Origin of the sequence: Paenibacillus sp. NPDC057886 (genome assembly GCF_042796655.1) — a bacterium.
GTDB lineage: Bacteria > Bacillota > Bacilli > Paenibacillales > Paenibacillaceae > Paenibacillus.
The window spans coordinates 195611-210735 of the sequence record NZ_JBHVMZ010000005.1; the positions used below are offsets into that span (position 1 = coordinate 195611).

The 15125-nt window shown below is 47.0% G+C and carries 10 protein-coding genes; 8 read left to right on the forward strand and 2 right to left on the reverse strand.

Features of this window, described 5'->3' with window-relative positions:
* Positions 1-82 precede the first annotated feature (82 nt).
* Positions 83-601 (forward strand): hypothetical protein, encoded by a 519-nt coding sequence (locus ACFVQB_RS18210; protein WP_379441896.1) that lies wholly within the window; start codon positions 83-85, stop codon positions 599-601.
* 54 nt (positions 602-655) lie between these two features.
* Here ACFVQB_RS18210 and ACFVQB_RS18215 read toward each other — a convergent pair whose 3' ends face one another.
* Positions 656-1513, reverse strand: a complete 858-nt coding sequence (locus tag ACFVQB_RS18215; protein WP_379441897.1) for an SDR family oxidoreductase — start codon at positions 1511-1513, stop codon at positions 656-658.
* Between the two features lie 223 nt (positions 1514-1736).
* Between ACFVQB_RS18215 and ACFVQB_RS18220 the strand changes: the two genes are divergently transcribed.
* From ACFVQB_RS18220 to ACFVQB_RS18230, 3 genes are all read left to right on the forward strand, one after another.
* Entirely contained in the window at positions 1737-2330 is a 594-nt protein-coding gene (locus tag ACFVQB_RS18220) for a TetR/AcrR family transcriptional regulator (RefSeq protein WP_379441898.1), read from the forward strand.
* Between the two features lie 248 nt (positions 2331-2578).
* Entirely contained in the window at positions 2579-3319 is a 741-nt protein-coding gene (gene map / locus ACFVQB_RS18225; protein ID WP_379441899.1) for a type I methionyl aminopeptidase, read from the forward strand.
* A 242-nt stretch (positions 3320-3561) separates the two neighbouring features.
* Complete coding sequence (locus ACFVQB_RS18230) at positions 3562-4797, forward strand: multidrug effflux MFS transporter (RefSeq protein ID WP_379441900.1); 1236 nt, start codon at positions 3562-3564, stop codon at positions 4795-4797.
* Positions 4798-4916: 119 nt separating this feature from the next.
* Here the strand turns inward: ACFVQB_RS18230 and ACFVQB_RS18235 are convergent, their stop codons facing one another.
* Positions 4917-5813, reverse strand: coding sequence for an AraC family transcriptional regulator (locus tag ACFVQB_RS18235; protein ID WP_379441901.1), 897 nt, complete (start codon positions 5811-5813; stop codon positions 4917-4919).
* A 130-nt stretch (positions 5814-5943) separates the two neighbouring features.
* Between ACFVQB_RS18235 and ACFVQB_RS18240 the strand changes: the two genes are divergently transcribed.
* The 4 genes from ACFVQB_RS18240 to ACFVQB_RS18255 are packed head-to-tail and all read left to right on the forward strand — an operon-like array spanning position 5944 to position 14999.
* Positions 5944-9327, forward strand: coding sequence for a tetratricopeptide repeat protein (locus ACFVQB_RS18240; protein ID WP_379441902.1), 3384 nt, complete (start codon positions 5944-5946; stop codon positions 9325-9327).
* 42 nt (positions 9328-9369) lie between these two features.
* Positions 9370-11325, forward strand: a complete 1956-nt coding sequence (locus ACFVQB_RS18245) for a glycoside hydrolase family 2 protein (protein WP_379441903.1) — start codon at positions 9370-9372, stop codon at positions 11323-11325.
* A 16-nt stretch (positions 11326-11341) separates the two neighbouring features.
* Entirely contained in the window at positions 11342-13699 is a 2358-nt protein-coding gene (locus tag ACFVQB_RS18250) for a beta-galactosidase (RefSeq protein ID WP_379441904.1), read from the forward strand.
* Positions 13700-13712: 13 nt separating this feature from the next.
* Positions 13713-14999: a cellulase-like family protein gene (locus ACFVQB_RS18255; RefSeq protein ID WP_379441905.1), complete on the forward strand. Its 1287-nt coding sequence runs from the start codon at positions 13713-13715 to the stop codon at positions 14997-14999.
* Positions 15000-15125 lie beyond the last annotated feature (126 nt).

Below are 15125 nucleotides of genomic sequence, written 5' to 3' on the forward strand. Positions count from 1 at the left end.
GCACGTATGTCTCATTCGCACAGGCAAGTAGTCCACTTCTCGCGTAAACTGAAGTAGATTCAGTAGAGCGAGGTGAAATTCAATGGCTAAAACCAACGAAATACGCCTAAAGGCAAAACGGTATAAGGCCCGGCCCGTCTGCGTGACTCTTCATAGTGGTGAAACGTACATCGGTTACATTACTGATGTGAATAACGGAGGCGTGGTGCTTACCGGGGGAGGAAAGTTATCCCGCACGACAACAACAGAGGCCAGTTCCCAACGTTCCAAAAGAAAGGTCGTTTCACGCAACAAAAACGGTCGTTCTCAAAACCGTAAACGGGTGAATGGCACGCGCAAGCCGTCTACCCGTTCGCGAACAGTATCGCGCGCGCAGGTTTCGTCTTTTCTACCGATGATGGGCTCGCTGTTTGGCGGGCTTGGTGGTGCGGCTTCGGCTGGAGGCATACTTGGCGGCGGCATGCGGCTATTCGGCATGATCCAGCAATTCATGCCGGTCATGAAAATGGGCTACGGCATGATCAAATCCATCCATCCGTTTATGGGTGCCGTCAAAGGTCTGATGGCTCCACCTAGTCAGGCCGAAGAGGAAGAGGTATAATACGATATTCAGCCCCTTTGACGTAAGGGGCTTTTCTTTTTTATTGTCAAGGTGTTATTGATAAATCGAGTTTTTTAAAAAATCCGTAAAATTCACTGGGGATCTGCCAATCAGGTTTTCCAAAGCGGGATGGGTTTGCGAAAATTCGCCCAATCGACTTGCCTGAAACATACCCGTAAGCATGCCGACCATCGCTTCCGGTAAGCCTCGGGACGTCAAGTGGTTCCGATATTCATCATCCGACACGACAATTCGCCGAATCGGTCGATCCAATACATTGGAAGCAATCGATGCGATTGTATCCATGTCGATCGCTTCGGAAGCCGTAAGGTTAGGAGTGATACCATCATATGTCTGTTCTGTCAGGATTACTGCTGCGGCTTCAGCCAAGTCGGAATGGGTGGTCCAGGCAACAGGACCATCTTTCGGAGCAATCAATTCCCTTGTTTTCAAGGCATCACCCATCCACATCATCGCCGATGCAGCATAGAAGCCATTTCGTAGCGACGTGAAAGCTACTCCTGAAGCTTTTAGCATCTCTTCTGTAGCCGCATGAACGTCCATGGGAGGAAAATGCGATGTTGAAGATGAAAACATTTGGCTAGTGTATAGAAGTCGACTAACACCGGCTTTTTTTGCCGAGTCAATTGCGGTTTGATGCTGACGAACAGCAACATCTCCCAACGAGTGGGACGAGATAAGGAGAACTTGAGACGCTCCCTCAAAGGCATGAAGAAGACTTTCAGAATTATCGAAATGTCCTTGTCGAACACGAACCCCGCGTTCTTTTAGATCCTGCGCCGTGTCCACATGACGGACACTTACACCAATATCTCTAGCAGGGACACGTTTGAGAAGTTCCCCTACAACCTTCCGACCTAATTTCCCATTCGCTCCTGTAACAACAATCATTTCTACACTCATCCTTTCGTTTGCAAATCCAATAAAGAGTTTCTTGTTATACGATTTTTTTTGTGCCATCATAATCGTATAAGTGGCGTGTTGAAAAAGTCGCATAATCAAAAGATAAAAGGATTGAGTTGTGCGAACAACCTGCAAAAAGCTGTTTTTGTTGTGTTCCCAACATTTTTGTCCTTTTGTCTGTTAGTGGAGTTCAAGAGAAAGAGGGAGTGAAATGTCGGTTAATCCTCAGGATCCGCGTGTTAAAAGAACCCGTCAATTGTTCGTACAGGCTTTTAACGATTTGATTGGGAAAAAGAGAAACGTATATTCCATTTCTGTGCACGATATCACGAATCAAGCAACCGTAAATCGGACAACATTTTATGCGCACTTTCAGGATAAATATGACTTTCTAGAATATTGGATGACGGAAAAGTTCCAAATGACGATGAGGGATAGACTGCCGGAAGAAGCAAGATGTAATGCGGACAATTTGCGAATTCTTATGCAAACGATATTCGATTTCCTTTTGCAGTTTCAACAATGTAGTACGCCAGGAGACAAGCAGTTTGAAGCCATGTTTGAAAATGCCATGCGTCAGGATCTTCATCGACTCCTGCTTAAACGGATCAATGAAGTGCAGACACAGGGCTTTTCGCAAGAAAAATTGGAAGCGATGGCACTTGTTATCAGTTGGGGCATATTCGGATCGGCATTGCAGTGGAGCCGGAATCCTCAAGATCGCTCATTCGAAACGATGTTTGAAGAAGTCATTGAGGTTTTATCGTTCAATTTGATCCCTTTTTGGGAGAACATAACCCGCTAGAGACAAGCACTTTATCAATGCTTTGCACTCAGCGATGCAGTCACCTCATGTTTTATAAAGCATACTTATAGTAACAACATGAGAAACGTCTCTCATAACTAAAAAGTCGAGGGGGCATACAGGGCATTTCATATAACCCGTCGACGTTTAAAAAAAGTTGCGAAGCTGTGCCCCTTTGGATATGATTATCTAATGGGTGTTTCTGCTTATACAGTTAATTGACGATGAAAGATAGTGAGGTAGGAAAAATGATTGCAAAAACAGAAGAAGACTTTAATGGTTTAAAGGAAATTGGCAGAATTGTTGCCTTTATCAGAGATGAATTGGTACAAAGAACAGTTCCTGGCATAACGACGAAGGAACTTGATGATATAGCTGGAGAGCTTTTTGAGAAAGAAGGCGCCATCTCAGCTCCAAAAAGTGCATATGATTTTCCTGGCTATACTTGTATTAGTGTTAATGAAGAAGTGGCACATGGTATTCCGGGGCAACGGGTTATTCAAGAAGGAGATCTAGTAAATATAGATGTTTCTGGCTCAAAGAACAGCTATTTCGCAGATACAGGAATCTCTTTTGTAGTAGGCGAAGGAGAAGAAGTATTAACGAAAATATGCGACGTTGCTAAACTAGCATTTGAAGCAGGTCTTAAAAAAGCAAAGCCTGGTTCCAAAAAAAGCGGAATCGGAAAAGCGGTATTCCTAACAGCAAAACAGCATGGATTAACAGTTATTAAAAACCTTACAGGACATGGTGTTGGGCGTAACATACACGAAGCACCTGACCATATTTATAATTATAACGATACATCGGATGATGAGTTATTAAAAGAAGGTATGGTTATTGCATTCGAGCCATTTATCTCAACTATAGAAGAACAAGTGTATCAAAAAGAAGACGGCTGGACCTTTGCTACAGAAAAAAGCTATGTAGCTCAAGTGGAACATACGATTATCCTTACTAAAAATGGTCCGATTATTGTCACACTGTAATGAATCAAGAGCATTTTTTTAGGTCGATTTCCAACTGGGAAATCGGCTTTTTTGATTCTGCTTAACCAATGGTCTCAATTGATAACTTGACTTACAGTTAACTCTATGTTTTATACTCTGAATAGGCTTGTGTCTGTTAAGATATTTGGACGTTAACGATTGGAAGAAGGAAGTGATACCCCCAACAGCAATGACGATTCAAATAAAATAAATGATGTAATGAATTGGAGATTTAATTAACAATGATGAAGAGCAAGAGCAATAATTGGAATGTATTTGGCCTGGCATTATTGCTGGGTTTATTTTCAACATTAGGTCCATTTACGATTGATATGTATTTACCGGCTTTTCCTGAGATTGCAGAGAATTTCAATACAAGCGCATCACTTGTTCAATTTAGTCTTACTGCTTGTTTATTAGGGTTAGGTATGGGACAACTCGTTATGGGTCCTTTGAGTGATGCTCACGGTAGACGTAAACCGTTGTTAATCTCCATGGCAGCCTATATTATTTGTTCCCTGGCGTGCGCTTATGCTCCTAATATCGGACTATTGATTTTGTTTCGCTTCACTCAAGGATTTGCGGCTTCAGCTGGCATTGTCATTTCTCGTGCCATAGCTAGGGACCTTTACAGTGGACATGAACTTACTAAATTCTTCTCGTTGCTGTTGCTTGTAGGGAATTTGGGACCTTTGGCAGCACCGATCGCTGGAAGTGGCATTCTTTCATTCACAACATGGATTGGTGTGTTTATCTCACTCTCATTTTTGGGCGTTTTCTTATTAATAATGACAAAATGGAGTTTGAAGGAGTCAAACCCGCCTGAACGACGTATGGCTCCTGACTTCAAACAACAGTTGGGGAACTACAAAACACTTCTGCGTGACCGCAAGTTTGTTGGCTACATGCTGGCACAGGGAATCATGACGGCCGGGGTCTTTGCATATGTAGCAGGAACACCATTTATTTACCAAAATATTTATGGAGTCACACCAACTGTATTTGCTATATTGTTTGCCTCTAACGGAATCAGCTTGATTATCGGTTCCCAAATCGTGGGGCGGTTGGCACAACGTATACCTGAGCAGACCCTACTATTATCTGGACTGTGGCTTGCTTTAGCGGCAAGTGTTGCTGCTTTGGTGGTAACTATAGTTCATGGTCCGCTTTTCGCTTTGGTCATTCCATTGTTCTTCTTTGTTTGCTCGATAGGTATTACGTCAACTGCGGCATTCCCGCTTGCCATGGAGAGCCAAGCTAAGATGGCTGGAAGTGCAGCAGCACTACTTGGGGTTGTTCCCTTTCTTTTAGGCGCATTGGTTGCTCCTCTGGTAGGTATCGCAGGTGAAGACACTGCTGTCCCGTTAGGCCTCACTTTATTAATGACCAGTCTCGTTGCAATTCTCACTTACTTCCTACTCGTTAAAAACATCTCACATCACACACCTCAACATGCTCAGTCTGATCCTGACTTTTAATTGAGAATATGAGGGATTGATCCTATTAGATATAGAAAACCGTTGAACTTTAATTTAAAGAATCAACGGTTTTTTTATTATTTGTAATGAAGGAAAGACGTGAAAGAACTTTCCGCAGACTAGCCTTTCGGGATCTTGCGATAGCTGGAAGGAGAGAATCCCGAAATCTTCTTGAAGAGTCGGGAAAAATAATATGGGTCACTAATGCCTACTGCAGAGCTGACTTCCTTAATGCTAAGTTCGGTAAGATCAAGAAGATGACCAGCCCGCTGAATTTTGAGCCGTAGGAAATATTCAATCGGAGCGATGCCGGTTTCGGAATTAAACAGAAAGATCAGATGCTGTTTCGATACCCCGACATGTTTAGCCAGCTCCGTAAGAGAAATTGAGTCGCATATATGTACATTCATGTATTGAATTGCTTGTTCCAGATAAGTTTCACGTTTCTTCTCTTGTGCCGATTTGACGGCATTCAAACCAATCCCAGAGAGCAACTGTCTTGTAGTTTGGGCCACATGTACATGGGTAGTCAGGGCATATGTCCGTTCAGCCAGCATTTCATAGGTAGGTACGAACCATTCCATTAAACGGGCCTTGCCGCTTGGGGATAAAGAGAGTGAAGCGTTAGACAAACCAAACATTCTCACCAATCTACTCGCATGGCTACCTTTGAAATGAAACCAGTAGATACTCCATGGATTCTCCTGCATTGCCCCGTAACGGTGAGTAGTTTCAGGCGGGATTATCATCATATCTCCCTGCTGCATGATTATTCGTTCTCCATGATTCAGCTCGACCCATCCTTCTCCCGCTTCGCAAAAAATGAAAATATGCGAGGGGCTGCCTTCCAGGCGCTCTCTGAAATGATACTGAGCGTTAGAGAAATAGCCGATGTCCGTAATAAATAAGGTAGAGGTTAGTTCTTCCTGCTCCAGCTCCCTCATCCAATATTCCGGAAGTACATATAACTTCTCCTCTAGAAATCCTTCTGGCTTACGTATATGGTCAGGACTCATTCCAGTCACCTCTGTAATTAATAATAAGAAGAATAAGAATATAATCCATCACTTCCCGCATTTCGTCAATTGGAACCTTCCTTGCCAGAAGATACAGTAGAACTATCAAGACAAGGGAGGCAGTTCTAACATGAAGCATGAGGCTGTGGATCTTACGCTGAAAGCGAATTCAATCAAATCCAGTCAGGTACAAGTGTGGGAGACGAGCATGTTGATACCTACATATGAGACGGGTGAAGCTGACCCGAATCCTATGTTTCTGGAGAAAAGAGTCTATCAGGGAAGCTCCGGCCGTGTGTATCCGCATCCTGTGATCGAGAGTATCTCCGATGTGAAGCATGATAAAAATTACAAATTGGTTATTCTGGAGAATCAATATATCCGTATTGAGATCATGCCGGAAATCGGCGGCAGAATCTATCGCGCGCTTGACAAGACGAACAATTATGATTTTGTCTATTATAACCGCGTCATTAAGCCTGCGCTGGTGGGCCTTGCCGGACCTTGGATCTCCGGAGGAATTGAATTTAACTGGCCCCAGCACCACCGCCCTAATACGTTCGGTCCGGTTGAATACAAATACGAAGCAAAGGGCGATGGAAGTGCTACAGTATGGGTAAGTGAGATTGACCGGATGTACGGCACGAAAGTCACTGTAGCCTTCAAGCTCTATCCGGGTAAGGCTTACTTGGAGATAAATGCTCAATTATACAACCGGACACCTCAGCCGCAGACCTTCCTGTGGTGGGCCAATCCGGCTGTAGCGGTTAATGAATATACGCAATCCGTGTTTCCTCCAGACGTAACGGCTGTATTTGATCATGGCAAAAGGGATGTCTCGCGTTTCCCTATTGCTACCGGAACCTATTACAAACAGGATTATTCGGAAGGCGTAGATATTTCCCGGTATAAGAACATCCCGGTTCCAACTTCGTACATGGCTTATAAATCCGATTATAATTTCGTCGGCGCATATGATCACGGCATAGAGGCCGGATTACTGCATGTGGCGAATCATCATATTTCTCCCGGCAAGAAACAATGGACCTGGGGGAATGGAGAGTTCGGCCAGGCGTGGGACCGTCAATTGACGGATGAGGATGGCCCGTACATTGAACTCATGACTGGAGTGTACACAGACAATCAGCCTGACTTTACCTGGCTACAGCCTTACGAGGAGAAGACCTTCACCCAGTATTTCATGCCTTACAAAAACATCGGTGTCGTAAAAAATGCCTCCATTGAAATAGCTGTCAATCTGGAGATTGATGCTGAAGCCGGAGAGGCCGTAATCAAGGTCTATGCAACATCTGAACTTGAACATGCCGTTGTGGAGTTCAACGGAGCAGCAACCCGGTATCTGCAGGAAACTGTTGAATTGTCCCCGGTAGATGTATATCAGAAGGTTATACTGCTAGAGAGCGGGGAGCAGGAGCATGATCTGAAGCTTTCTGTCCGAAATAGGGAAGGCAGGCTGCTGATTTCCTATCAACCGAATCGTCCGGATATTGAACAGATCACTGAAGCTGCTAAACCACTGGCAGCACCAGAAGAACTGCGTTCGACCGAAGAACTGTATCTGGCGGGCCAGCATCTGGAGCAATACCGGCATGCTACGTTTGAACCTGAATCCTACTATCTGGAAGGATTGAAGCGGGACAACAGTGATATCCGGTTGAATGTAGCTTACGGAACGTTACTGCTTCGCCGTGGATTATATATAGACTGCGAGCAGTATTTCCGCAAAGCGATCGAGCGTTTGACCTGGCGTAATCCGAACCCATATGACAGCGAAGTCTACTATCAGCTGGGAGTAGCACTTCGTAGTCAAGGTCGTTTGGATGAAGCTTTTACTGCTTTTCACAAATCGGTATGGTCGGCAGCGTGGCAGGATGCAGGGTACTTCTCTCTTGCACAGATTTCCAGCTTGAAAGGCCAGTACGCCGAGGCACTGGAGCAGATTGAGCGTTCACTCATCCGCAATTCACGAAACTACAAAGCACGTAATCTGAAAGCTGCATTGCTGCGCAAGCTTGGGCTGATGGATAAAGCAAAGGGCTATGCGCTTGAAACCCTTGAACTGGATGTTGCGGATTTTGGAGCTTATAATGAGTTGGCGTTGGCCCATACAGCGCTGGGAGATAAGGATGCTGCACAAGGTATTCTGACTGAATTGCAGCAATTGATGAGAAATGACGCCCACAACTATCTGAATGTCATCGCAGATTATATGAACAGCGGTCTTTATGAAGAAGCCATTGCAGTAGGGGAAAGAATAGTAAATCCGGAGAATTCCGCCTATCCGATGCTGCATTATGCACTCGCTGAATTATATGATCGTACCGGACAGCATGAATTTGCTCATGAAGCTCGCCGTAAGGGACAATTGGCCAATCCAACCTATTGCTTCCCGAACACGTTGTTTGAACTTGAACTGCTGATAAGAGCAGTTCAGGCTAATCCGGAGGACGATAAGGCTCATTACTATCTCGGAAACTTCTATTATGACAAGAAACGGCCTATCGAGGCGATTGCGAGCTGGGAGCAGTCCCGCGACCTGCGAGATAATTATCCGACGGTACACCGAAACTTGGGGTTGGCCTATTACAACAAGCAGAATAATCCGCAAGCGGCGTTGGCTTCGCTTGAACAGTCCTTTGCTTGTGCACCGGGTGATGGGCGTATTTTCTTTGAACTGGATCAGCTGCGTAAGAAGCTCGCGTGGTCAACAGACGAACGTCTCCATATTCTTGAAGAGCGGCGGGATTTGGTTGAGAAGCGGGATGATCTGTATGTGGAATACGTAACACTGCTAAACAATCTTGAACGTTATGAAGAGGCTATCGCTGCCCTGTCCCTGCGCAATTTCCATCCGTGGGAAGGTGGAGAGGGGAAAGTGACCGGACAATATAAGTTTGCTCATACCGAGCTTGGTAAACAAGCGCTGCAAAACGGTCATTATGAAGCAGCAGCTCAGTATTTACAACAAGCACTAGTCTATCCAATGAATCTGGGTGAAGGTAAGTTGGAAGGAACCCAGGAGAACAATATTTATTATTATCTCGGCATGGCCTACGAAGGTCTTCAGCGGAAAAAAGAAGCGATCTCCAGTTACACCATAGCTTCACAGGGTCTGGATGAGCCGACAAGTGCGTTGTTCTACAATGATCAGCCGCCAGAAATGATCTTCTACCAAGGGTTGGCCTGGTTGAAGCTCCGTAACGGGAAGGAAGCCAAGCGCCGTTTTAATAAACTGATTGATTATGCGGAAAAGAATATTTTTGACGACATCAAAATGGATTACTTTGCCGTATCCTTGCCGGACTTCCTGGTATTTGAGGATGATCTGAACCGGCGCAATGTAATCCATTGCCGATACATGAGAGGCCTTGGACTTCTGGGGCTTGGACGCGGTGCAGAAGCAAGAACCGAACTTGAGTTGGTTCTGAAAATGGAGCCAGCTCATCAAGGTGCGATGGTTCATCACCGTTTATGCGTTGCAGAAGTGGTCTGATCGGATAGGGTTACATTACACTGGAGGAAGGTTGCGGATATCTTGATCAATGAAGGACGTTACACGGCAAGAATGGAGGCGGGCTGGGATTTTCAGCCCGATCCTCTTAACCAAGGTGAACGGGAAGGATGGCAGGCTTCAGGTTTGCCATCTCCGGCAACAGTCTCCGTTCCTCATACCTGGAATGTACAGGAGGGCCTTGAGGAATACCGCGGGGCGGGCTGGTATGAACAACTACTTGATATCCCTGAAGAGTGGAAGGACTGCCGGATACGTCTTTCCTTTGAAGGAGTGTACCGTGATACAGATATTTGGCTGAATGGGGTAAAGGCAGGCAATCACTACAACTCCGGCTATACACCGTTTGAAGTGGACCTTACCCCGCATCTTCACATGGCCGGCGAGAACCGGCTTGTAATTAGAGTGGACAACAGCAATAGTGATGCGGCATTGCCCAGAGGAAACAGCTTTGACTGGGCAGATGACGGCGGCTTGATCCGGCCGGTAACTCTAATCGTAACAGGCTGCATGTCCATAGAACACATCCGGATCGAGCCCAAGATTGACTTTGCGGACAATGGCGGACAAGAAGGCGGAAAGCTATCTGCTGCTATCAAGCTTTGCGGGCTGAAGGCTGGTGCGTTCAGTGCCGATATTACCGTTTACCGGAATGAAATCCGGATTTGGCAGGGGACTGAAGAAGTGCAGGCTGGAGTGCTCTCATGGGCAATTGCAGACATCCTGCTGCCGGAGATTGATTTGTGGCACTTCGATCATCCTCATTTATATCAGCTTGAAGTTGTGCTGCGTACAGGTGAACAGGTACAAGACCGGGTAGTCCGCTCCTTTGGTTTCCGGGAGATTGTAGTCAAGGGACATGAGTTGTGGCTGAACCGGGAACCGGTCCGGCTGATGGGTGTGGAGTGGATGCCGGGTGCGAGTCCGGTAACCGGAATGGCCGAGAAGCAGGAAGATCTGATTGCGATGCTTGAGCGGTTGAAGGAAGCGAACTGTGTCATTACACGCTTCCACTGGCAGCAGGGAAATGAGCTGCTGGACTGGTGTGACCGCAACGGTCTGCTGGTGCAGGAGGAAATTCCGCATTGGCAACAGCCGGCAGAGCCGGATCAACAATCTTTCGCATTAGCCTTATCGCAGGCTGCGGAGATGGTTGCGGATCATTCACACCATCCGTGTATTTTTGCCTGGGGGATGGGCAACGAGCTGGATGGCCAATCTAAAGTGACCCTTCGGTACATGGAACAGCTGAAACAGGAGATTCTGCATCTGGACTCAAGCCGGCTCGTCAACTATGTAAGCAACACCATTCACTTTCAGCCGGGCAACGATGCTACCGGAGCCGGGGACCTGTTAATGTGGAATGACTATATCGGAACATGGCATGGTGACCTGGACGAGCAGGAGGTGATTAAGCAGATTATTGCCGATTATCCGGATAAGCCGATTGTTGTGGCTGAATACGGACTTTGCGAGCCGGTCTATGAAGGAGGGGATAGCAGAAGGACCGAAATTCTTTTGCGAAAAACCGAGATCTACCGCCAATATCCTCAATTTGCGGCGTTAATCTTCTTCAGCTTAAATGATTACCGCACGCAAATGGGAGAAGACGGTAAAGGTAAGCTGAAGCAGCGGGTTCATGGTTCTGTAGATATTCATAATAGGGTGAAGCCTTCTTTTGCTGCTCTGCGTGAGATTTCATCACCGCTCCTGCTGGCGGAAGCACCCGTGTGGCGCGAAGGTGAGCTTGAGGTGACACTGAAATGCCGGAATGATATTCCCGGCTATGCCGTGAAGGACTACTACTTAACTCTGTCTTCGGCAGATGGGGAATCAGTCAAACAGGTGATTCCTGAGCTGCAACCGGGCGATCTCCTGACAATGAACATTACGTTACCAGCCACCACCCTTGAGAAGGAACAAGTGCTTACCGTCTATCGTCCGAATGGCTTCAGTATACTTGAACAGGAATTGAACTGAGGAGAGGGTTACCTTTATGAAGAACTATCGCATTGCTGTGAGCGATGACAAAAAGAATATTTTTGCAGGACATATCAAGCTTGGCGGCGTGAACCCTTCCGGTGAGCGGATTAGTTTTACGAACTACTATATTGAGAAGAACGGTAAGCCGTTTTTTGGCGTGTGCGGAGAGTTCCATTTCTCCCGTTACGACGAACGGTACTGGGAAGATGAGATTATTAAGATGAAAATGGGCGGCGTTAACATCGTCACTACCTATATTTTCTGGAATCTGCACGAGGAAGCGGAAGGCGTGTTTGAATGGGAAGGCCGTAAAGACTTACGCCGGTTCATTCAGCTGTGTGATCAGCATGATCTGTATGTCATGGTCCGTATCGGCCCCTTCTGTCATGGGGAAATGCGCAATGGGGGCATGCCGGATTGGCTGTTCGGCCGTCCGTTCGAGGTCCGCTCCAATGATGAAGGTTATATGGTGTATGTACGGAGGCTTTATGCAGAAATTAGCTTACAGGTGCAAGGCTTATTGTATAAAGACGGAGGTCCGGTCATCGGCACTCAAATCGAGAATGAGCATAACCATTCTTCGGCACAGTGGGGCCTGACGACCGGCATTAACAATATGTGGCTTAACGGCGGCAGTGGTGGCAATGAGCATATGCTGCGGCTGAGGGACATGGCGATTGAAACTGGAATAGATACGCCTATCTATACATGTACAGGATGGGGCGGTGCAACAACACCAGTACCTGATATGCTGCCGTTGTGGGGCGGCTATGGCTATTGGCCGTGGATTTACTATGAAACTGACCGTTTGGATGGCATCAACGAGCATCCGGCAACACCCGAGTATATTTTCCGGGATAAACATAATAACGCCGTTCCCAAGAGCTATAACTTCGAGCCGTTCTATTACCCTGAGGATTATCCTTACGCTTGCTGTGAAATGGGCGGCGGGATGGTCCAGTTTTATAAATACCGGTTCGAGTTTCCATATCATAGCGTTCCAGCCATGTCCATCATGAAGACGGCCGAAGGCTGTAATATGCTCGGATACTATATGTACCATGGGGGAAGCAATCCGAAAGGCAAAATTAACCCCTTCACGAACGATCTGGCAACGCCAAAAATCTCTTACGATTTCAACGCCATGATTGGCGAATACGGACAGGTGCGCGAATCGTATAAGCGGACGAAGCTGCAGCACTATTTGTTCACGGAGTTCCAGAATCAATTCGCCTTGACCAAGACGGTTCTGCCGGGAGACACTTCCGGGCAAGATCCGTACGATGTGAGTGAATTGCGCTATGCAGTCCGTTCGTATGAGGGCTCCGGCTTCCTGTTCCTGAACAATTTCCAGGATCATGTGGATAATCACGACTTGCAGGACATGAACGTCAGCATTGAGCTTCCCGGTGAGACGGTCACCATTCCGGCTCGAGGGGAGCTCACGCTTGGCAGTGAGAGCTTTGCTATTCTGCCGTATAACTTCGATCTGGCCGGAATCACGCTGAAATATGCCACTGCACAGTTGATCACGAAGCTGGAGGTGGAGGATGAAGTGTATTACTTCTTCTTTGTGCCTGGAGGGATGAAGGGCAGCTATGCGTTGACAAGTGACGATGTAACGAGCGTAGAGACCGATGGCGGATGTACCTTGCAACTGGGTGATATGACGATTATTGAAGTAGAAGAGCAGGCTTCCGCCATCGTGCGGCTTGTATCCACGGCAGGCAAGAAGATTGTGATCTATACCATGACGGACGAGCAAAGCCTTGGGTTCTGGAAGGCTGATGTCCGCGGGAAGCAGCGTGTTTTATTTACGGATGCCAATCTGCTTGTATCCGGGGATGAGATCAAGCTGGAATCAACGGATCAGGAGGAAGTCACGCTGAGCGTTTTCCCTGATTTCGAAGAGGGTATAGGCTCCGTCTCTGGCGGAGAGCTGGCGAGTGCCAGGGAAGACGGTTTATTTAAGACCTACAATCTGCTTATCCCCAGGACAGAGATCACTTTTACATGGACGAAAGTCAAGAATGAACGGGCGGTTCTGGAATTTGCAGCTGGAGCACTGGATGGTGTTAAAGAAGCCTTGCTGCAAATCGACTATTCCGGCGATATCGGTTATGCCTTCATTGAAGGAGATCTTATTAACGATAACTTCTGCAACAACACGACATGGGAGATTGGACTTAAGCGATTTGAAGAGCGGCTGCTTGAAAAGGGGATGTATCTCTATATATCGCCGATCCGCAAAGGGACTGTCGTAAATAGTAATACGACGATGGCTGGGTGGAACGAGACAGCTACAGAACTGATTGCCGGTATTGCTTCTGTCCGTGCGGTCCCGGTATATGAGCTTGTGATAACCAAATAATAGGGGGGATAGTATGAGTTCATTACTTAACAATTTGCCGCGCAAACTGACCGTCACGATGTGGGATTTCTCCTGGTACACAATGACCTTACCAGGAGAACCGTACAGCGATCTTGAGGCGAGGTTTAAGGAAGCGGTGGAGAGAGGCTACAATACGATTCGAATCTGTGCGATGCCCTTCTTATTGTTCACGGCGGAAGGCAAGCGGCAGGGCCCGTTACACTTCGGTAGCCTTGGTGAGATCGGGCAGCGGACACGCTGGTACAACTGCCGGGGCGGTGCCGAGCTGGACGGGCATGCGCATTTGCTAGAATTGCTCAGACAGGCCAAGGCCCATGGCTGTTATATCATGCTGTCTTCGTGGGAATATCAACAGAGTCCCAGCTTCCTAGCCTTTCCCGCGCTGCGCGACGAACTGGCTGCCATCGCCCCGGAGAAGCGGTTTATGGCTATTGCCAGATCCATGGATCAGCTTATCCGATATATAAAAGCGGAAGGATACGGCAAACAGATCGTCTACGCAGAGCTGCATAATGAGGTGGAGTTCGGACAACTGACCGCCCTAGGTACTGCTCAAGGTATTGCCTCGTCCAATGTGCCGGCTCTTGTGGAAGCCATGCAGCCTTATATTGAAGAGGCTGTCGGTTCTCTTAGAAGTGCCCACCCGGATATTCTGATGACAGCAAGCTATACACTAAATGAAGCCTATCCCAAATTCTATGTGGCGAGAAATTTACAGGTTGCACATTTCCATCTGTATATCAAAGGGGTCTTGAATGAATTAACCGAAGCGGCCGGGCTCGATGATGAGCAGTCCCCTTTTCCCGGCGCATTCGTCCAATCGCTCCTGCGGGAGGATGCGCCTCCATTTGAAGAGTATTCGCTACCGCGCGGCCAAGAATGGAGGATGGAAGGAAATCCGGTAGGGTTAAGACTGCTCTATCTGCATGACTGGGTGGAGCCAGATAAATGGGATCTTTTTTTATACGATAATTATAGTAAACATAAGCTGGCTATGCTGCAAAAGGCAGATATGCGCTTGGAGGAAGCTCACGAATGGGCCGCTCATTCCGGGTTACCGGTCGTTATTGGGGAAGGATATGTGGGTTATACACCGCTGTTAGCGGGATTTGAGGAAGGGCCTGTCGGGAAATTTATTGCAGAGTACGCGCTGCGTAAAGGAATGGCTCTTGGCTTCTGGGGAATGACTCTATGCTCTAACTGTGCACCGCATCATCCCTTCTGGGATGATGTCGCTTGGCAGCAGAAATGGAACCGATATATTCTTGAATCGAAATAGCTGTAGCTTTTTTTTAGACGAAATGCTTAAGGAATAATAAAATGTCAATGACCTTGGCGCACGTATAAACTACGGCGAGCTAAGGTCTTTTACAGTTCTACACGTTGACTGTTATATTGAGGATGA